Annotated in this window: 20 protein-coding genes; 11 read left to right on the forward strand and 9 right to left on the reverse strand. The window is 41.2% G+C overall.

All coding sequences use genetic code 11. The features are described 5' to 3' along the window. Positions 1-26: 26 nt before the first annotated feature. From H6G96_RS34460 to H6G96_RS34480, 5 genes are all read right to left on the reverse strand, one after another. A complete protein-coding gene (locus H6G96_RS34460; protein WP_190918125.1) occupies positions 27-3,584 on the reverse strand; it encodes a PriCT-2 domain-containing protein in 3,558 nt (1,185 codons plus the stop codon). Between the two features lie 273 nt (positions 3,585-3,857). Next, positions 3,858-4,583, reverse strand: coding sequence for a hypothetical protein (locus tag H6G96_RS34465; protein ID WP_242053861.1), 726 nt, complete (start codon positions 4,581-4,583; stop codon positions 3,858-3,860). Between the two features lie 92 nt (positions 4,584-4,675). Further along, positions 4,676-4,915 carry a hypothetical protein gene (locus H6G96_RS34470; RefSeq protein ID WP_114084606.1) on the reverse strand — a complete coding sequence of 80 codons (240 nt, stop codon included), beginning with the start codon at positions 4,913-4,915 and terminating at the stop codon, positions 4,676-4,678. Continuing rightward, on the reverse strand, positions 4,908-5,120 hold the full coding sequence (locus H6G96_RS34475) for a hypothetical protein (RefSeq protein ID WP_190918128.1): 213 nt from the start codon (positions 5,118-5,120) through the stop codon (positions 4,908-4,910). The genes H6G96_RS34470 and H6G96_RS34475 overlap by 8 nt, the downstream gene beginning before the upstream one ends. A gap of 36 nt (positions 5,121-5,156) precedes the next feature. After that, the gene (locus tag H6G96_RS34480) at positions 5,157-5,315 is read right to left on the reverse strand and encodes a hypothetical protein (RefSeq protein ID WP_073642922.1); all 159 of its coding nucleotides are present in this window, start codon (positions 5,313-5,315) and stop codon (positions 5,157-5,159) included. 312 nt (positions 5,316-5,627) lie between these two features. On the opposite strand from H6G96_RS34480, the gene H6G96_RS34485 reads away from it, so the two are divergent. The 7 genes from H6G96_RS34485 (at position 5,628) to H6G96_RS34515 (ending at position 10,845) form a co-directional block, all read left to right on the forward strand. After that, entirely contained in the window at positions 5,628-6,200 is a 573-nt protein-coding gene (locus tag H6G96_RS34485) for a hypothetical protein (protein ID WP_190918130.1), read from the forward strand. Further along, positions 6,187-6,459: a hypothetical protein gene (locus H6G96_RS34490; RefSeq protein ID WP_229557615.1), complete on the forward strand. Its 273-nt coding sequence runs from the start codon at positions 6,187-6,189 to the stop codon at positions 6,457-6,459. Before H6G96_RS34485 ends, H6G96_RS34490 begins: the two co-directional genes overlap by 14 nt. A 328-nt stretch (positions 6,460-6,787) precedes the next feature. Next, the gene (locus H6G96_RS34495) at positions 6,788-7,297 is read left to right on the forward strand and encodes a hypothetical protein (protein WP_190918132.1); all 510 of its coding nucleotides are present in this window, start codon (positions 6,788-6,790) and stop codon (positions 7,295-7,297) included. Between the two features lie 12 nt (positions 7,298-7,309). After that, positions 7,310-7,966: a hypothetical protein gene (locus tag H6G96_RS34500; protein ID WP_190918134.1), complete on the forward strand. Its 657-nt coding sequence runs from the start codon at positions 7,310-7,312 to the stop codon at positions 7,964-7,966. Positions 7,967-8,094: 128 nt separating this feature from the next. Beyond that, positions 8,095-8,742 (forward strand): hypothetical protein, encoded by a 648-nt coding sequence (locus tag H6G96_RS34505; protein WP_190918136.1) that lies wholly within the window; start codon positions 8,095-8,097, stop codon positions 8,740-8,742. A gap of 58 nt (positions 8,743-8,800) precedes the next feature. Further along, positions 8,801-9,391 (forward strand): hypothetical protein, encoded by a 591-nt coding sequence (locus H6G96_RS34510; protein ID WP_190918138.1) that lies wholly within the window; start codon positions 8,801-8,803, stop codon positions 9,389-9,391. Continuing rightward, positions 9,388-10,845 carry a hypothetical protein gene (locus tag H6G96_RS34515; RefSeq protein WP_190918140.1) on the forward strand — a complete coding sequence of 486 codons (1,458 nt, stop codon included), beginning with the start codon at positions 9,388-9,390 and terminating at the stop codon, positions 10,843-10,845. The genes H6G96_RS34510 and H6G96_RS34515 overlap by 4 nt, the downstream gene beginning before the upstream one ends. 161 nt (positions 10,846-11,006) lie before the next feature. Here the strand turns inward: H6G96_RS34515 and H6G96_RS34520 are convergent, their stop codons facing one another. The 3 genes from H6G96_RS34520 to H6G96_RS34530 form a co-directional block, all read right to left on the reverse strand. After that, complete coding sequence (locus H6G96_RS34520; protein ID WP_190918142.1) at positions 11,007-11,603, reverse strand: cupin domain-containing protein; 597 nt, start codon at positions 11,601-11,603, stop codon at positions 11,007-11,009. A gap of 53 nt (positions 11,604-11,656) precedes the next feature. Then, a complete protein-coding gene (locus tag H6G96_RS34525) occupies positions 11,657-12,643 on the reverse strand; it encodes a hypothetical protein (RefSeq protein ID WP_190918145.1) in 987 nt (328 codons plus the stop codon). 137 nt (positions 12,644-12,780) lie between these two features. After that, positions 12,781-12,939, reverse strand: a complete 159-nt coding sequence (locus H6G96_RS34530) for a hypothetical protein (RefSeq protein WP_190918147.1) — start codon at positions 12,937-12,939, stop codon at positions 12,781-12,783. A gap of 669 nt (positions 12,940-13,608) precedes the next feature. On the opposite strand from H6G96_RS34530, the gene H6G96_RS34535 reads away from it, so the two are divergent. From H6G96_RS34535 to H6G96_RS34550, 4 genes are all read left to right on the forward strand, one after another. Further along, entirely contained in the window at positions 13,609-14,004 is a 396-nt protein-coding gene (locus tag H6G96_RS34535; RefSeq protein ID WP_242063518.1) for a four helix bundle protein, read from the forward strand. Between the two features lie 71 nt (positions 14,005-14,075). Next, positions 14,076-14,645, forward strand: a complete 570-nt coding sequence (locus H6G96_RS34540) for a site-specific integrase (protein ID WP_190918150.1) — start codon at positions 14,076-14,078, stop codon at positions 14,643-14,645. A 65-nt stretch (positions 14,646-14,710) separates the two neighbouring features. Next, the gene (locus tag H6G96_RS34545) at positions 14,711-15,235 is read left to right on the forward strand and encodes a GNAT family N-acetyltransferase (protein ID WP_190918153.1); all 525 of its coding nucleotides are present in this window, start codon (positions 14,711-14,713) and stop codon (positions 15,233-15,235) included. A gap of 251 nt (positions 15,236-15,486) precedes the next feature. Then, a complete protein-coding gene (locus tag H6G96_RS34550) occupies positions 15,487-18,291 on the forward strand; it encodes a TM0106 family RecB-like putative nuclease (protein WP_190918155.1) in 2,805 nt (934 codons plus the stop codon). Here H6G96_RS34550 and H6G96_RS34555 read toward each other — a convergent pair whose 3' ends face one another. Next, on the reverse strand, positions 18,292-18,564 hold the full coding sequence (locus tag H6G96_RS34555) for a hypothetical protein (protein WP_190918157.1): 273 nt from the start codon (positions 18,562-18,564) through the stop codon (positions 18,292-18,294). It abuts the gene before it with no gap.

The raw sequence follows: 18,564 nt of genomic DNA on the forward strand, positions 1-18,564 counted from the left end.
CAGTAGAAATTAAAAATCGATAAATTTTAGAGCGTCACTGTCGAGTTACAGGTCACTTGCGACAAGCCAAAGGCACTTAGAATAGATTGGTCTGAGTACACTTCAGTGGGTAAACAACGCAAGATAACCATCAGTAGTTCAGCCAAAACTATCGGCGTGCAGAAGTTAAAAACTCGCCGCAGTGCAGTCTTATTAAAGATTGTGGCAACTTCAGCGACGTGTTCTAAGGCATCTTCTGGTGATGATTCTGATTCAGCAATCAACATCGGAAAGTATGTACGGGCTAGCCACTTTTCATCATCGTCTAAGTCAGCCAAATTTTTATTACTACCGCTATTAAGACTATCTAATAGCAGGAGTAATAATTTTTTAAAGTGCTGCCAACCCCCCCAGCGTTGGGTAAATCGGCTCACCCATCCTTGGGTAGTGTCTATGATTTTGGCGATCGCCTTTTGTCCAATTTTCTGGTGTGACTGCCAAAGCTGGGTGAACGCTTTGACGATGGCGTGTCCGGTCTGCTGATCTCGGCTACCCGCTTCGGTGCAAAGAGAGCAGGCATCGACTACTTCTAACTTGACTCCCGGCAGTTCATCTAAGAGAAAACTAAGGTCATAGTCAGCGCAGAAGTAGAATGTTAGCTCCACATTGGGGCGACGATGAGCGCGTAATCGCCCAATCTCTTGGATGATTTCTGCACGGATCAGGTCTGTGAGATACTTTTGGAAAGCGCTGTTTTTATCCTCCAGGTTAACCCTTTCCCCAGTCATCACCTGATACTGTGCGGCTAAAACACCGATGTTCTGGTAAGGAATGCCAAAAGAAGCGATCGCATCACACTCACTAAAGCGATTAACACCACGCCCATCGACAAAGTGACCGTATTCTGTGCGGCCCTCGGCTTGGGTTGCAATTTGTTTCCAATCGATAATCCCAAGGGTGGGGCAGAGTTTTTTCAAGGTTTGTTTGAGGGCATTAACGCGGTTGCTGAGTGTATCGGAGCGATTTTTGGGCAGTTTACCCAGCCCAGTAACGTTGACCACTTTTAAATTGTTGTAGTCTGGGCGTTGTTGCTCAATGACTAACACAGGCTCATCGATGCCCAGTTTCAATTTCAATTGCTGGGATTTGAAAGTGGCATCAAGATAAATATTAAATTGGGCAGAATTAGCCAATTCAGTATGTTTGGGGTTTCTGCGGTAAATGCTGAGTACACCCCATTGAGATTGAAAACTACCGTCACCCTTCCAAGCTTCCAGAAAGTCAGGCAACCAGTAATTAGGCAAGTCAAGAAACTCCCGGACAGCCGTTCGTGCGCTGTCTTTAACTACCTTTTTGGCAGCATAACGAGCGGCAGAGCTTTTTTTGAGTTGTTTATCTTGGGTAATATCAATTGAGTCCAAGTCTTCTAAGAAAGTTAAATCAGGTTCAGAGAAAAGCTGAATCGCTTCGATATCTAAGCCTGTGGGGAAAGCCGGCAGCAGCGCACGGATGCTGGCATCATCAAAGCCGTAGCGGTCAGTGGGTTTAATTTGCTGAGTAAGCAGTTGGTGTAAAACTAAGAGGGCAGGTTGCAGCTGTGATAGAAGATTTGGTTCTAACAGTAGCAGCTTGCCGACGGTGGTTTCAAAATCGCCTCGGTTCACATCAACCGAGCGCACGGGCTTGATGAGCGTACCTGCTTCTTCCCATAACCGCCCAACAGTGAAAATTTGGTCAGCAGCGTTAGTTAAGGTAACTGGTGTAGAGTCTGGGTGCGCTCTGAGTTCAGAATAATTTTGAATTGCTGTGCGCTTTTGAAAGCGGAAGCCAAAACCGTCCCCGTTAGCGAAACGGCACTGATTTTTAAGGGAACAACCGCCACAGATGGGACTGATGCCGCTTTCTTCAAAATCAAGGCTGCTAAAATTCTTGTTGCGGAAGGCGTTAAACAAGTAAGTTCTGTGACAATTGCCATCAGTGTCGGCAGTCTCACCCGCTTTAGTCCACAGTTTAAAATCCTCACCTAGAGGAGTTTTGCGGGTGGGATCTAGTTTAAAGCCGTTGTGACGCACTGGCAGATCAACGAAATTCGTCTCAATGGGCAGTGTAGATGGGTTTCTGTGGTTGGCATCCTGGTAAATTAGTTTATCAACGCCAAATAAGGCGGCTGTCAGTTGCCCCGCGTTGTAAGACTTGCCCAGTCCAGGGTGAGAATTATCTAAGATTTGTGTCCAGCCCTTAGAAACAGCTTCCACCCATGCGGCAATGTGTTCTTCTGGCTGGCAGGAGATAGAGATATTGCCTGTAACTTCAGTTATGTACGGGATATTGCCGGGCTTGTAAATAATTACATTGGGCGAAGGCGTGTCAATTTCGGGTAAGGGCTTTGGTGTTGGTGGGGCTTTAAATCCTTTGAATATCGAACTAAATGGAGCGAGCGCTTGCTTTAATAAATTTTGGAAGCTGCTCAAGTCCTCTCTAACTCGCCCAAGCTCCCACTGTTCACGGTTAATTACTCCTTTGGGCTGGTATGCTTGGTACTGCCGTTGCGGAAACCGAAAGCCATACTGTTTGGCAATGTGAAACAGTGTTCCGATCGTAATTCCCCCACGCCGAAAACTGCGAATCTTGGCGTGGATGTTCCAAGTTGAACCCTTGATACTGGGCGACCACTGCTCGGCTATGATTTCCGCATCTGTTGCCCCATAATGATTAACCAGTGCCATCAATACCTGACGGCATTCGTCATAGTTGCCGCTTCCTGGGGTGCGCGGTGGGATGAATGAAAGCGCGTTCTGGATTAGCTGGTCAATGTCCCAGCCTTCAGCGAGGGAAATCTCACGCCACTCTTTACGCCGTGACTCAATTTCCTGGATTCGTAGCTGATACTCAATACGTTCCTGTTGCGCGATCGCGATCGCTTCACTTATCCATTCTGCTGGTAAAGTGGCTTCAGGATTGACTAGCGGGAATTCTGCCTCTGTGCTGCCGTAGAATACACGACTTGCATCCTTACAAGCTGGATCATGCGGTAACTGCTGCATGAGGAAGCGTGTACAAGCTTCTACAGTATCAGCACCCTGAACATATTCGGGGAGAAGGAAAATCAACCGAAATTTATGCCACTCTGGTTTATGGCTGGCTGTGGTGTAAATTAAAGCACAGTGTTTTTTAATGAAGGGATGGGCTAGGGCTTCTTCTATGGTTAATTGGTGATCGTAAACTTTGATGTAATTCCCGTTTTCGTCTTTAATTGGCTTGTCATAAGCATCACGGGCGATATTAGAATTATCAATGTCGAGTAGTAGCCACTGAGAACCGATAATATTGGCCTTACTGCGCCATTTACCGTTTGACAGTCCGGCACAGATAGCGTGACCTGCTTTAATATGTTCTTGAACATCGGCTAGAGTGCCTTCTACATCAATGAAGTTACCAGCCAGCTTCTTAAAGTCCCAGTCTTTGTTTTTTCCAGTGGCGTTAAACGCAAACCTGATTATGCGACTCTCAATCAACTCAAGTTTTGTCTTTACAGCAGAAAAAGTTTCTGATTGGCCTGCTGATTGCGCCGATACTGAGTGATTAAATTGTTGTAATGGTGACATGAGAGCTATTCCTCCTGAAGTGTGTTGGAGGAATTGGAGCTATCCCAAAAGTAATCTTCTAATACAAACGTTCAGAAATGTAAAAACAGAAAAATCCTAAACTGCTCTTTCTGTCTGGATTGCTGGTGTTACAATGGCTTAACACCTTGAAAGGTTTGATAAGATTACTATTAGGGACATTAATTAGGCCTTCAACCCAATCCCCAATTCCACGTGAATAAAAATCAGAAAACCTCGGTATCCCAACGGGACACGGGGTTTTCACCTTTTAGCCTATCTGTACTTGGCTAACCAAGCCCTGACAAACTCGATTACTTCCTCCTCTTGAATAACAAACGCAGTACCTTTTCTTCTGAGAGCCAGAATTTTCATACTTCCCACCTCCGAATAAAGATGTTCATTGTGAGTATTAGCCGCCTTGGTAGGAGGCCATAAGACTAAAACTTTTGCTGTGGGAGTCTTTTGAGCTTCACGGGAAGACATCAAAAACTTATCTCTGTTCTTGTTGAGCCACTTCTCGTAATCTGCTAACTCCACAAGTGGGCAGGGTTGCCACAGTTTTAGTCCATTTTTGTCTTTGCGCTTGACTTGTAAAACCTCTCTAGCTTCGTTGTAGACAATTTCTCTATCTCCTTTTGAGCGAATGGAGATAAACAGGTGAGTTGTTCGTGGAAATCTAATAAACAAGTCGATAGGGTTGTTGTCTTCTACCGGAATTACTGGGAAGACTTGTACATCTAGGCTTTTAAACTCATCAAAAAGTAAGGTTCCTAATTTTTCCAACCGCGCAAGTTTTTGAGTTACCACCAACGGCTTGTAAGCCAATCCAAAAAGAACCCAGCCAGCCGGATGAATTATGCCTCCTGTAGCCAGCGCAGCAGCACCAGCCGCTAGAGCTTGAGTGGACGCATAGTCTTTCGCCTCCCTAATTTTTTCAAACGCCGCTTCGTTGTGCAGTGGGAGTTGAAAATCGCTTGTTAGGTCTTTCACTGTTAACATTGGCGACATCAAAAAATAATGATGTGAAATAGTACTAGCTGCTCGATTTTGCCTTACGGGGCTAACGGCCTATGAGTTTACGCAAGAGTAGTTCACGCTACATCTTTCACTGTAAAACCTTTGCTACACCACTGAACTAGCAGCCATCTATCAGATTCTTTGTCTAAAGCTGGCTTTAGTCGAAAAGCAAAAAAATCTTCCCAAGCCTCTATACCGTGTTTTGTAACGAATTGTTTTTCAACTTCTTTAAAGCGTTCCCAGTTGCGATCCGCGATCGCGGTCAGCATTGGGATTAATTCGCTTACGGGTATCTGAGTAGTTGTTTCACTCATCTGGGTATCCCTCAAAAATACAAATTATTGGTAAAGGTTCTATCTTGGTATCAACAACTTTAACTAATCGTATTCCCCTTTTTCTGCTTATCCGTTTGCAGTGTTGCTCTGAAGCAGCAGGCAGCCAATATCTAGTCTCAGCTAGTGGGTCAAATTTGCCCTCAACACGCTCTATACCGTCGTTTGGCTGATTTTCTTCGGTCAAATTACCTCCTGATTTTGTTCTGCGCGATCGCGTTAGTTATTTGTCCTTTTCCTCCTTTTTCTTGTCTATCGCTTGCTCAAGCAGCATTGTTATGAGGTTGTTAACGGTTCGATGCTCATCCTCAGCCCATTCCTTAAGAAACTCGTGCTTATCTGGGTCAAGGTAAACCATGACTCGCGGCTTTTTACTAGGCATCTCTACAGGTACATATAAGTACTATCGCTTGTCAGCAATTGTCACCTTAATAAGAAAATTTGGGAAGGGAGTTGCACTTGTTAGTACCTGCTGCTAATATATTAGTGTCAAGGTTATCGATGCGTCAATAACTTAAGGCAGACGCAGTAAGACCCAAGCGCAAAACGCGCTTGGCGAGTTCCTTTCGAGGGTTGTAAGGCTTGCAAGCGCTGTTTTGACAGCATTCAACTATTCACAGCAATATCTGCATTGCGTCCGTTCATTTTCAACGGTCGCGGTAATTGTGCGTGTCTGCATTAGGACAGAGGATTCATGCATATCAATTTACGCAACTTAGAAGCAATCAACGAACTACCTTTTGAGAGAACAATGCTTAATCAAAATCAATTACGAAGGTTAGAAGCAATAGATCGCTGGCTCAGAGAAATTCGAGATTCGGAGGAATTCAGACAACTGGAATACTCTCCAGACGTGACACTAGGCGACGCAATCCAAGCAGTAGGCGAACTACTTGACTTTCACGTTCCCTATGATTACAAGCCCACAAATTTTACTAATGAAGAGTGGCATTCATATCTAGAACAGAAACCAATAATGCACATTCGCCGTGTGAAAACTTGGCGTGAAAAGATTAACTCATTCATACTTAATGGAGCGTCATCAGTAGCAATTGTGAGCTTGGTAACTACTAGTTTTATGGTAGTTGGTTCTATCTTTTGTCACGGCTTTGACCGGATTGAGGAAAGTAGAGGGGAGGAATATCAACCCACATGGATTTACAACGCCAAGATTTTTGAAGGAAGCGCGATCGCATCTCTTGCGGTCTTCCTGGGTGCAAGCTTGACAGGCGCGTGTGTTGCGGGAGACAAGAATGATGATCGATAAACAGCTTGTAGGATGCGTCACGCTGTTGAGCCAGAGCAAGACTTACTGGATTAATGGAACGCTGTACAGATATTTAACAAGCAGTGATAGTATCAACCACACACAATATTATTTCCGTCCTTTACCGCGTCAGTCTAAGAGTGCTGACTTAAAGCTCAATCGTGACAAGGTGCTAAGGCGCTGCTACGAAGTGCCGAGCTTATATAAACAGCACACAGCAGAGATAAATCACAACTCAATACAGTTGAGTTTGTTCTAACCATTGGTAACAGATACTACCGCGCGTCGCGGACAAAGGCTTTGGTACAAGCGCGTCAACTAGTCCAAAAAGGGCGCATTCGCGGGGGTAAACGAGAAAGTGTCAGTAAGTCTTAAAAGCTGACAAACCTTGTTATTACGTGGTTATAGCCGATGAACAGTAAGTCTGTTGTGATTTGTCAGATTTATTTTCCAAGGTTATTGATAGTCGTCAGCTAACTGCTGATATCAAATAACTGGATTCAGCTAATTACATACATCAAATACCTTGGACTTATCTGGAATGGCAGTTAATTTTATACACACTTAAGCATTAACCAGGAGAAAATGTGGCGACGAAAGAGTATATAGCTAAGTATCGCCAGTTGAAACAGATTTACGAGCGCGAGTTAAACAAACAGATTGCTGATATTACTTGGTATCGAGTGGTAGCAACCTTAAAGCAACACTTTAGTTTTGAAGTACAGGCAGTTGATGCTCAAAAGATAGTTGAAGGTTTCGCTGGGCTAAAACGGCGCTACGGCAGTTTTACGGGCCGTGGTGAGGGGTTTACGGAACGCTGGCAGGCATTTAGACATTTCTATGAGTTAGATGCTCACTACTCAGGCAGACAGTTTTTAGAAATTCTTGCAGACTATCTAAAAATCAATCTTGACGATGTACCACGCAGCACTCGTTATTACTGGTTTGAACGCGCTGGCCTTTCTTTGAGTGCCAAGGAGGGGCATCACTGCAAGGATTTAGCCCTTGTTGCGTTTGTTGCTGCTAAATGGGCAATCAACAGACGAACGCAGCCCATGAAATCCGCAACCATCGAAGTTTTAGCACTAGCCCTTTAAGGAGTAATCACCATGTCTGACAAATTTACTAACAATGTCCGCGCTCGTTTGTACAAACAGGGTTATCAAGGATTTACCAAGGACGATTACACAACGGCTGCGCTTGCTGTCGAGTGCGATGACCTTGACAATCCCACCAAAGAGCAATTGAGTCAAGCCGTTGACTATCTCAAAGTCAAATCGACAAGCCAATTATCTGTAGTTGATGAACCCGTTGAAAAAACGTTTCTAGTAGGGGCAGAAGATGAACAGCCTGAGACTGATCTTCAAACAGGGGCGCTGACCGTGCAAGAGCCAGAGAATCAGATTGTGCTAACAGACCTTGAAAAGCAATCCCTCGTTGCAGATATTGCACAGGGCGCGGGGATTGAGTTAAAAGCGGCGGACGTGAAACAGATTACAGTATCCATCGCTTCTACCTTTGCATCTAGAAAAGAGTTGAACGAGGCGATTTTTAACGCGCTCGTCCACTTTGCAACAGAATTCAAGAATCAGGAAGTATCCAAGATCCGACGCAAAGCCGACGAAATCAGGCAGACACTCGCAGAGATGGACTCGGTTGCAGGCAGTGAACTGACGCAGATCAAGCAAGCGATGGAGGCAACCGCCCTCGACTACAAAAGCCAGTTTGCAGACCTCGCGTTATCTTTCGCCGGAATCATCGACTAAGCCCGGAGGCAAGCTCACTTACAAACATTTGTTGATTGGGCTTGTGGGGATACCGTTGCTAATTGCACTCGCGGCCCCCCTGTCTCAATGGTTTATGACGGAATGTTGCACATACAGGAGTCAAAAACGTGAAGCATATCAAGAATATAGTCAGTAAGCACGGCAGAAAACTGAAAGCAAGGGCTGAGAAATTAGGTGTTGCTGATAGCTTAATCATGGGTTGCATCAATGGTGACGATGCCGCACTGACCAAAGTAGGGGAAATGGGTAACGAAGGTGAGCGCATCTTAACCATCATGCCCTACATCACAGATAACCTCAGTGCATTCATCAAAGGCACTGAGGAGTACAACAAAGGACTTGCAGAGATTTACAAATCTGCTGGCGCGTCTGGTATTGCCATTGATAAAGCCAGTGCTGATTTAACGATCGCAAATTTAAAGTACGGTCATGAGCGCTCAGAAATCGGATTGAAACTGGCCAGCGACCGCACACTAGAGAATCAGCGCTACAGAGAAAGCATCGACCTAGTTAAGCTCAAGGCTTACATCGACTATCACATGAGTAAGGTTGACCATTTAGCAGCTTCTAAATCGCAGTTAGCGCGACCTGTAAAGGCACAGCTAGACGCTGACAGAACTTATGAGACTGAGAAAGCCAAACACCTGCTGACTTATGGCGAAAACTCAGACCTTGATTTAGTACCTCGTAAGTCATTCACGACTAACAAATTAGTGCAAGCGTTCCGCACTGCTGTTTCTACGATTTTCGAGTAATTCGCATCTAAAAATCCCCTACTAAGTTACCGCTCAGTAGGGGAAATCAAAATTCGTCATGAGAACAATGTTAGATGAACTTGACACCGAATTGCAAGACGGGGACACCGAACAATCACGCTTCTATCAAGACTTTCCTGATACTGCATTTACCCAGGATGAACAAGAAGCTATTAGAAGATTCAAAACCTTGGAAATTGAAAAGCTTAATCGCAGTCGCGCTGTTCTCAAAGGTATTGAATCCTGCGGCTGGGGGGTAACGAGTTACTGCTTGGCTAAGTATTTAGTAATAGCTACAGGCTCGGCGGGGCTAATGCCTGCGGTCGCTATTGTGTTGGGAATTAATCAAATAGTTAATCGTGATTTGTTGGAGTTCACCGTAAATAAGTCTCCTGAAGGATGGGTTTTTACGGACATGGACAAGGCGATAAAATTTCTCTTTCAAACAATATTCGGATGTTTCATTTTGTGGACTGCTATCGGCGATTTCTACACGACTTTGCAGAACTCACACAAGACTTATGACAACATCAAAGCAACTGTAGAAGATTTTAACCGTCTGCCAGAATCAGACAAAACTATTGTGTTTATGGTGGGTGCATTAGTGGCAGGTGGTGTTGTTTACGGCATCCACAAATCTAAGTCATGAAGGCTCAATCCCTACTGAAAATTGGTGCTGTCACAGCTTTACTTATGGGGCTTTTCAGCGCTTATTACTATGGGCAGACACCGCACCCTTATCAATTTACTGAAGTGCGATTTTGTCCTACTACCGCGAATAAACGGACATTTGGGAAGTACTATAACAAACCCGCAAAATCACAATCGGTACTTGATAATAAATACTGCCGTTTCAAGTACAGATTGCTCACAGAAGTATGGAAGTCACGACAGTTTAATGATGTTGTGTCTCTCCCTGACGGTGCTTTCATTACGTCAGATTTAGCTCCATCAGATAATCCTAGTCTGTGGTTATTAGTCGCGCCTGCTTTTGTCTGGATGGGCTATTACTGCTGGGCTGCCAAAGATGAGATTGACAACGAGTCAAGTTTTCAACGTCTGGAATATTTTAAGACAGCTATTAAGCGCCAAGGTTTAATTACTAGGACTGAGCGCGATTTGCAGTCACATGAATCAACACGGATTTCAGACAAGCATAAAAAGGACATCGACAGACGCGCTGATAATCTGTTAGTCCAAGAACGCTATATCTCTCTTGAGGAATTGCAACAACAGTATCAACGTCAGTCTGAGCTTGAGGATTTGCAGTTTGATAACACTAAAAAACAGTTCGCGGTCGCTGATTCTGTAGCTGATAAATCTATTGCTGAGAATAGAAGAGACAAGCGCAAAGCGGATGCAGAAAACATCAATCCCAGTAGTGAAACAGCTAAGGCTCCACAAGGCACAAGCGCCCAAGAATTAATTCAACTTTTAAAAAATCATGAGGGCGGCTGGCTATGGGATGTCATTGAATCAACAAAACCAGTTTGGGTGCTAGGAGGTCAAGGTAGTGGTAAAAGCAGCTTTGCTGCATCAATTGTTATGTGTAGGAAGGCGATTTTTGATTGGAATATTACATCAATCGTTGACGCTCATGGACATAAGAACAGAGCAAAAGCTTGGAAGTTGTTGATCCCTTTGGAGCCGGAATTAATTGGCGAACGCAACGATTATTTAGCTATTGGTGAGGCAATGAATGAAGCTGTTCAACGTTGGAGTGACCGTACAGAAAACGACACCCCTATTCAAACACTTTGGGATGAATTAACACAACTTTCTATGCAGCCACAATGCAAAGAATCAGTCAAAAAATTTGTGAGGCATTCACTTACTGACGTTCGCAAGGCAGCCGAATATCTAGTTTGCATTGCTCATGCTTTTACTAATGCCGCTTCTGGCAATGCTGAAGGTTTTAATGACTTAAGGCAAACCGAAACTATCCAAATCAAGCGCAAGTCAAAGAACGGTCGCGTACCTCTAAACCATGCTGAGATCAGTGGTCTTTATGATGACGACGGAAATCTGATTGAGGATAGGCGCGTAACAGTTCCCGACTGGTTTTATCCTGATAGCTTGCTCAGATTTATTAGCGCTTGTTAAATAAATATTCCTTGTGAGTTATACCAATGAGGATTATAGCAGTCAATGCTGTCTACTCTGTTGCCCGGTTGAGGTTATAGAACCTTAGCAGAATAGTTGTACCTCATTTCATAAAAGGGATACGATTATTTATTTGGACTATTCAAGAAACCATAATGCTTTCAGGATAAATTTGGATCGAAACTTTGGCTAAAATCTTCTGAAGGTTTTACTAATAAATCCTTTTTCTCATTGATAGGTTCGGTACGATAGCTTGGTTGGTTTAATCGATCAGTTATATTCAATGTCTCCAAGCCCTCATTACCAACTTCTTTAATTGTATGAACAGTATTCGATGGAAAGAATAAGGTTTGACCTGGTGTGAGGTCTATATCAATCGACTGCTTACCATCATCATAAATAAAAGAAAAGACCCCTGAACCGCTGATAACAACAATGACTGTATCAACTGGGTGAGAATGATATTCTAAAGGATCTTGATTATCCTGTTTTGGCGGATCGTACACTAAACGCGCTGATATATGATTCTCATCACCAAATAAATGTTGGGAAATAGACAATGGCTGTTCATAGTGACCATGTTCTGTAATCAATTTATCAAAAGATAAATGCCAAATATTGAGACAAAAAGAACTAGGATCATGGTAGTACATCACACAGCCATCTTCACTTTTCCATATATTTTTAACATATAATGAGAAATTATCACGAGAAATATTCTGAGATAGAATATCTTGAAGAAAGGCTTCTAAATTCATTTAACTGAAATAAATGAAATACTCAGTTATTTATGATAACGTTTTTGTATATATTATTTCTTTTTCTTAATGCATTTTTGTACAATCGAAATGCTTTGTGATTGCTGCTTATTTATAGGTAATTGAAAAACAACTGCAAATGCTTCATTTGCAGTAAGATGAGCGCCTTTTTCTATTTTTAGGTCGGAGTATATACGTCTCCATCCGCTGCCGCTTATATGTGTTCCTATATCACGAGTACCCCATTCCGTACCTCCTCCGCATATAATAAACATTTTTTTATTTATGCGAAACTTTGCAAATAAAGCGTAATCAACATTATTTTGGGGAATAGAAGTTTGAGAATCAAGTAATACTGAGTAAGATGTCCACCGTGCTTCCTCTATAAGCTGATTATAATTGTCAAACAAACCTCCTTTTATCATTATTTCTGATAAGTTGTTATTCTTATCTATATTTTGGCTAATTGAGAAATATCTATCCGTAGATTTGTTGACGAATTCAATGACATCATTTGAAAGACCTATAAGAATATAAGTTTTCACTCCATCATCATCATTAATATTTATCTCTTCATCCCACTTTATTTGAGGAACAGGAAGACCAAGTTTCGAGAAAGCTGACACCAAGTATGAAGCAGCAGTAACATCATTTTTTATAGCTGCATTAGTAGAGAACTTCCAAACTAATTTCTGTGCCTGCTGCTTTAAACTGTTGCCAGCTTGCTGCGAGTTAGTTGGGTTAAGATCAAACGCTGGAACAATAATTGCTATAGAACCATCGCCATTTGTTTTATCATCACACCCAAAAAGTCTCAAAAACCTACGTTGATTGGAAAATTTTTCTATTCTTTCTGTAAGTTGTTCAATAATTTGAACAAGACTAGTTGCCAAACCAGAGGTTGATATACTTAATCCGATGACATTTAATAATTCATTCTGTTTAGTGGAAATGATAGTTGCTACCAGTAGTAAAGATGAAGCTATTAACAAAGATATAGTGACAGATAATCGTATATTCCTAGCTAATAGATCCTGCATAAACTCAATTCCTTAGTGTAGTGGAGTTTTGTCTAATGAACATTTTGTATCAAAGGTAGGTCAGGCATAACTGGAGATATAGCTTGTAGCTACAACGATATGCCATTTGAAGCGAAGAAAAATAGGTAATCTGAGGTTTAGGTTTTGAAGTGGGATATTGTATCGTAGCGGATGAGAAATTTTACCAGAAGAGTAAATGTATCAGTAACATCTTTACCTAAAGCTTTTCCACCTTCTTTGATTGCCTCTGAGAAAAATAAAGAGACAATCACTACTGCTGTTAGAGGTTCTACCATAAGCTAGCACTTACATTTAGTAGTCACAGAGTAATATACAAACTTGGGATGCAATTTTTCGGATTTTTAAGTATTTTTATAATAAATTACTATGTAAATACGAGTGTTCAAGCCGTTAAGAGGGCAGTGCAACATTCCACCGAAGGGCTTTAATCAACTAGGGCTAGATCCACCCCAACTACTAAAATCTAAGCGTTGAGACAGCCGATTCAAAATCTTCATCCAGCACCTCTAAGTATTTTTGCAGTGCAGATAGAGTTCTGTTACCAGAAATTTTCTGGATCACCTTCAGAGGTACTCCCGACCTGTGCATCTGAGTCAAGCAAGTGCGCCGTCAGCTGTAGCCTTCATTTGATATCACTCGCTGATAGCAACGATTTATCAACCAGGGTTATAGAAGCGAGTATAGACAAGTTAGGTCAGCCGCAACATGAGCAGATCCTACTGGTGCAGATTATACCTGCAAGTGGTCATCGCGCTGCAACCATAAGCAAGTTTAATCAGCCAACGAAGTTATGCGGGTTGTAGCGTTCGTGGTTTCGTGCTGATTCATAAGTCTGGGTTAATCGGGTGTCATCGCTTACGAAATATTAGGCTTTTCGGGCAGTTACATTGTTTTATTGCACAAAGACCATGTAGCATTGGAGAGGGGAGATTGCAGATTGCAGATTGGGGGAGAAATGGACAAGGAGCAGTTTAAGGAGAGAACCCAATACGAGTGCCTTACGCGTAATTAATTTAGTTGAAGCCTTACCAAAAGACCAAACAACCTCACAAGTCATAGGCAAACAATTACTCCGCTCAGGAACGTCAGTAGGGGCCAATTATCGGGCAGCTTGTCGTGCCAAATCAACGGCTGAACTGATCACCAAGCTCAATATTACATTAGAGGAAGCCGATGAATCGCTCTATTGGATGGAACTGATTGTCAAAGCGAAATTAGTGGACTCTAACAAACTTCAGAGCTTGATGCAGGAAGCTAATGAAATTGTATCAATGCTGGTGTCTTCTCTCAAAACGTTACGGTCAAAACCCAAAGATTCTCGAATTTATAACCCCAATTAATCAATCTCTTGCTTCAATCTTCCTTCTACAATCTCCAAAAACAATCTGCAATCTACAATCTGCAATCTTCAATGAAAATAAACCGATTCGGCAGGGCGGAAATCCTCACACCCAACCAAATTAATGTCCTATTTACCGAGGGCTTTGTCAACCCGCGCGATCGCGCTTTATTTGGCGTGTGCCTTTATGCTGCCTGCCGAATCAACGAAGCTTGCACTTTGGCGGTGAAAGACGTGTTTGGCAGCAACGGTGTCAGAGGCGTGTTAGTGCTACGCAGTGTCAACACCAAAGGCAAGCGAGACACCAGGGAAATTCAAGTGCATCCCAAGCTCAGGGAGTATTTAGAAGAGTACAATCCCAACCGCCGCAAAGAGTTTTTGTTCCCCGGCAGGCATGGACTCTTACATATTCACAAGGTCAGTGCTGATAAAATCCTCAGAGATACCTGTGTGCGGCTGGGTATTGAGGGCGTTAGTACCCACAGCTTTCGGAGAACTGCGTTAACTAGGATGAGCGATGCGGGGATACCGTTGCGCCACATTCAGGAGATATCGGGGCATCGGACTTTGGCCGCTTTGGAGCGTTATTTGGGGGTGACTGAGAAGCAGAAGCAAAACGCTATCTCAGCTTTGGATTTTTGAATTATTGAGGGTAAAAGTAGCCTTACCAAGAGTAAATAGCGAGATAATCGCCATTTGTGGGAACTATGCAGGTTGAACTAATTGAAACACATAGGCTGAGAGGCGAAAGGGTACGCAAGTTGCATTGTCATATCTGGCTCGATATGGGTTCTAATCCAGAAGTTATGGCTACATTGGGAGGTACTTGGAGTCGAGAAAAAGCACAGGAAAAAATGCGATGGAACTGTGAGCAATGGGAACGTTATGGGCATGGTCAGTGGATGTTTTTTGACAAAGCAACAGAGGCGTTTGTAGGACGCGGCGGTATCAGAAGAGTGATTGTAAATGCTAACGAAGAAGTCGAGCTTGGTTATGCGCTGATGCCTGAATTTTGGGGTAAAGGTTTGGCAGTAGAAATCGGGAAAAAGGTAGTGTCTATTGCGTTTGACGTATTTTGTTACCCAAGTGTGGTGTGTTATACGTTGGCTAATAACAAAAAATCTGAAAAAGTCATGCAAAAGATTGGGTTTTCATTTGAGGGAAATATCACGCACGCTAACATGCCACACGTTTTATACAGATATCGAAATCCCAGTTGCAGCGCAGCATAACTGTACAGTAACAGAAAGAATGGATGAGTTGGTAACTCGAAGATGGCATAGATATAGCGACTCTTGGGCATACAAGTTTGGATACCACGAGTAAATATCTGCACGTTAGCCCTGATAGGAGTTCTGGGGAGGTTTTAGTTAAGCGATGGTCTGAACCGTTTTGAATTTTAAATTTATCTAACTATTGAGTTAGTTGTGCTAAAACGCACACTACGATTGAATAAAGTTATAGCTAACTTAAAGAGGGTGTCATGAGTGGTAAAGCTATCACCAATGAAGTCTTCATTGCTTATTCTCAGTGTCCTCGTAAAGCTTTTCTGCTGTTGTTTTCTGAGGAACAGGGAAAGCCTCATGACCATCCTCTCATCCTGAAAGAGCGTTGCAATCAAAATCGAGCTAAATATCTGGAAAGTTTCAGACAAGAGCATACTGATGTTAATAATTATCACGAGAAACATTTCAAGAAGAGTGACTATCTGATTGAAGCAACGCTCAAGTCGGATAATTTGGAAGCTTACTGTGACATTTTAGAAAAGATTGATTCAGGTTCTTCACATCGCAAGGTGAGTTATGAGCCGAGAATTATTACAGGAACCTACTGTGTCACTAAAGAGCAGAAAACGGAGTTATTGTTTATTGGTATAGTTCTAGGGCAGATTCAAAAGCAGTTGCCAGCGATTGGGACAATCGTTGGAATGGATGTTAAAGTTCAACGTGTTAAGCTTGAAGGTGCTTATAAAAGTATCACACCATTTCTGAAGACTTTACAGGCTTGGCTCAACAATCCACCAATTGAGCCGCCATCTTTAATTTTGAATAAACATTGCCCATCTTGCCAGTTTCGGCATTTATGTCGAGAACAAGCTGAGAAGGAAAATAGTCTCAGTTTGTTGGATCGGATGACAGTTCAAGCAATCCAAAAATATAACAAAAAAGGCATATTTACGGTTCATCAGCTTTCTTATTTATTTAAGCCTAGTATAAATAGAAAGAAAAACAGTAAAGCCTCACTTCAGCACAAACTGGATTTACAAGCATTGGCAATTAGAGAAAATAAAATCTACATCCAAGAACTGCCATCATTAACTAGAAAATCATTGGAACTATTTTTTATAGATATTGAGGGCATTCCAGAACAACGCTTTTACTATTTAATAGGTTTAATGGTATGTAATGAACAAACTAATTACTATTATTACTTTTGGGCTGAAACTATAAATGATGAGAAACAAATTTGGAGCCAATTGATTGTTAAGCTTAATGAATATCCTGATGCTCCAGTCTATCATTATGGAAGTTATGAGCCAAAGGCAATTACTGAACTTGCGAAGAGATATTCAACCGATGCTGAGAATCTCATATCTCGTCTAATTAATATTAATTCATATATTTATGGAAAGGTATATTTTCCGATTTTATCAAATAGTTTGAAGGATATTGGTAATTATATAGGTTTTTCATGGACTGCACTTAACGCCTCTGGATTAAATAGTTTAGCATGGCGCTATCAATGGGAACAAACTCAAAGTGCTGGCTATCAGAGTATGTTAATAAATTACAATAAAGAAGACTGTAATGCCCTGAAAGCAGTACTTGATAAATTATCTCTGATTCAGGCTTCAGCTAGCGATTTGTCAGATATTGACTTCGCTAATAACCCTAAGAAAAATTCAACAGAAGTGGGTCAACAAATACATAAAGAGTTTGAAAATATATTGAGACTAGATCGAATAGATAATAAAACTATAGTAAGTTTTAAAACAAAATTTAAAAGCAATGATAAGGAAAAGAACATTGCTAAAGAAAAAATTCATCAAGCCTATAAACGAATTATTCCTAAATCTGGAAAAACAATTAATGTAGAGCATGAGGAAAATTGTCCTAAATGTAAAGTTAATAAATTGGTAATTTTAAAAACAAAACTTAATAAGACTATTATTGATCTGGTCTTTTCAAAGAAAGGATGCAGAAAGATTGTTATAAATTATGAAGGTAATTTAAGTTATTGCCGGAGTTGTAATTATAAATATAACCCTTTAGGAGCCAGCAGAGGCGGGTTTGTTGATGACCATATAAATAAATTTCCAACTAATCAGATATATGGTCATGGATTACGTTCTTGGATTGTATATCAAAGGCTTGTATTACGTCTTCCTCATAAGTTAATCGTGCAGCATGTTGAAGATTTATTTAATGAAAAAGTCAGTACATCATCTGTCATATTATTCATGAAGTACTTCTCGGAATACTACGCCGAGACCGAAGCTAAACTTACTCATAATATATTGAAAAGCTCATTTATACATATTGATGAAACATCTATTAGTATCGATAATGTTAATCAATATGTATGGATATTTACTAACGGTGAGTATGTTATATTTAAATTAACTAAAACTAGGGAAGCATCGGTTGTTCATGAGTTACTAGAAAACTATAGCGGTACTATAATTACAGATTTTTATGCTGGTTATGATACTGTAAATTGCAAACAACAAAAGTGCTGGATTCATCTAATTCGCAATCTAAATAATGATCTTTGGAATAATCCCTTTAATACTGAATTTGAATTGTTTGTACTTGAAGTTAAAAATTTGATTGTACCTATTATTGAAGCGATTAGAAAGTATGATTTAAAGAAAAGGCACTTGCAAAAGTTTAAAAATAAAGTTGAGATTTTTTATAAAAAAAATATTTTTAATAAAACTTATTACTCGGAAGTAACTACTAAGTATCAGAAACTATTCCAGCGATATGAGACAAGTTTATTCTTATTCATTGAAGAGGATTATATTCCCTGGAATAATAATACAGCAGAAAGAGGAATTATACATCTTGCTGCACAAAGAAGGGTTTCAAGGGATTTTTCTGCAACTATAACTCCACATTATCTACTAATGCTAGGAATTTCTCAAACCTGTAAGTTTCAAGGCAAGTCTTTACTACAATTTTTGCTGTCTGGAGAGAAAGATCTTGACAAATTTAAAAGAAGAACTCCTATCATAGCAACAGAAGCTGTTACTAGAGATGAAGAGATAATCTCTAATACTCTATAATTAACTTTCGTTTTGAATTAGCGATGAAGTTCTAATCATCCGATTCACTAAGCTCAAATAATCGTCTAATTCTTCATATTCATCTAATTCTTTTTCTTCCTCTAAAGGAAGTGTAGATTCTTTTTGCTTAATTAATAATGCTTCAATTCGCCCCTGTACTAAGCTGGAAGCTCGAAATATCGGCACTCCTTCTACCAGTTCGATGCGGATAGCACCATCTAATGGTAAACTGTTGGGCAAGTGTGACAATTTCATCGGTAAATTGGTTGTCAT

It is taken from the genome of Nostoc sp. FACHB-892 (assembly GCF_014698795.1).
Taxonomy (GTDB): domain Bacteria; phylum Cyanobacteriota; class Cyanobacteriia; order Cyanobacteriales; family Nostocaceae; genus Nostoc.

Excerpts from the sequence above, each read along its gene's own strand:
- H6G96_RS34550 (WP_190918155.1), top strand. The coding sequence starts at position 15,487 with ATGAGTGGTAAAGCTATCACCAATGAAGTCTTCATTGCTTATTCTCAG.
- H6G96_RS34460 (WP_190918125.1), bottom strand. The coding sequence starts at position 3,584 with ATGTCACCATTACAACAATTTAATCACTCAGTATCGGCGCAATCAGCA.
- H6G96_RS34545 (WP_190918153.1), top strand. The coding sequence starts at position 14,711 with ATGCAGGTTGAACTAATTGAAACACATAGGCTGAGAGGCGAAAGGGTA.
- H6G96_RS34555 (WP_190918157.1), bottom strand. The coding sequence starts at position 18,564 with ATGACAACCAATTTACCGATGAAATTGTCACACTTGCCCAACAGTTTA.
- H6G96_RS34500 (WP_190918134.1), top strand. The coding sequence starts at position 7,310 with ATGTCTGACAAATTTACTAACAATGTCCGCGCTCGTTTGTACAAACAG.
- H6G96_RS34480 (WP_073642922.1), bottom strand. The coding sequence starts at position 5,315 with ATGCCTAGTAAAAAGCCGCGAGTCATGGTTTACCTTGACCCAGATAAG.
- H6G96_RS34515 (WP_190918140.1), top strand. The coding sequence starts at position 9,388 with ATGAAGGCTCAATCCCTACTGAAAATTGGTGCTGTCACAGCTTTACTT.
- H6G96_RS34520 (WP_190918142.1), bottom strand. The coding sequence starts at position 11,603 with ATGAATTTAGAAGCCTTTCTTCAAGATATTCTATCTCAGAATATTTCT.
- H6G96_RS34530 (WP_190918147.1), bottom strand. The coding sequence starts at position 12,939 with ATGGTAGAACCTCTAACAGCAGTAGTGATTGTCTCTTTATTTTTCTCA.
- H6G96_RS34465 (WP_242053861.1), bottom strand. The coding sequence starts at position 4,583 with ATGTTAACAGTGAAAGACCTAACAAGCGATTTTCAACTCCCACTGCAC.
- H6G96_RS34525 (WP_190918145.1), bottom strand. The coding sequence starts at position 12,643 with ATGCAGGATCTATTAGCTAGGAATATACGATTATCTGTCACTATATCT.
- H6G96_RS34510 (WP_190918138.1), top strand. The coding sequence starts at position 8,801 with ATGAGAACAATGTTAGATGAACTTGACACCGAATTGCAAGACGGGGAC.
- H6G96_RS34470 (WP_114084606.1), bottom strand. The coding sequence starts at position 4,915 with ATGAGTGAAACAACTACTCAGATACCCGTAAGCGAATTAATCCCAATG.
- H6G96_RS34490 (WP_229557615.1), top strand. The coding sequence starts at position 6,187 with ATGATGATCGATAAACAGCTTGTAGGATGCGTCACGCTGTTGAGCCAG.
- H6G96_RS34485 (WP_190918130.1), top strand. The coding sequence starts at position 5,628 with ATGCATATCAATTTACGCAACTTAGAAGCAATCAACGAACTACCTTTT.
- H6G96_RS34540 (WP_190918150.1), top strand. The coding sequence starts at position 14,076 with ATGAAAATAAACCGATTCGGCAGGGCGGAAATCCTCACACCCAACCAA.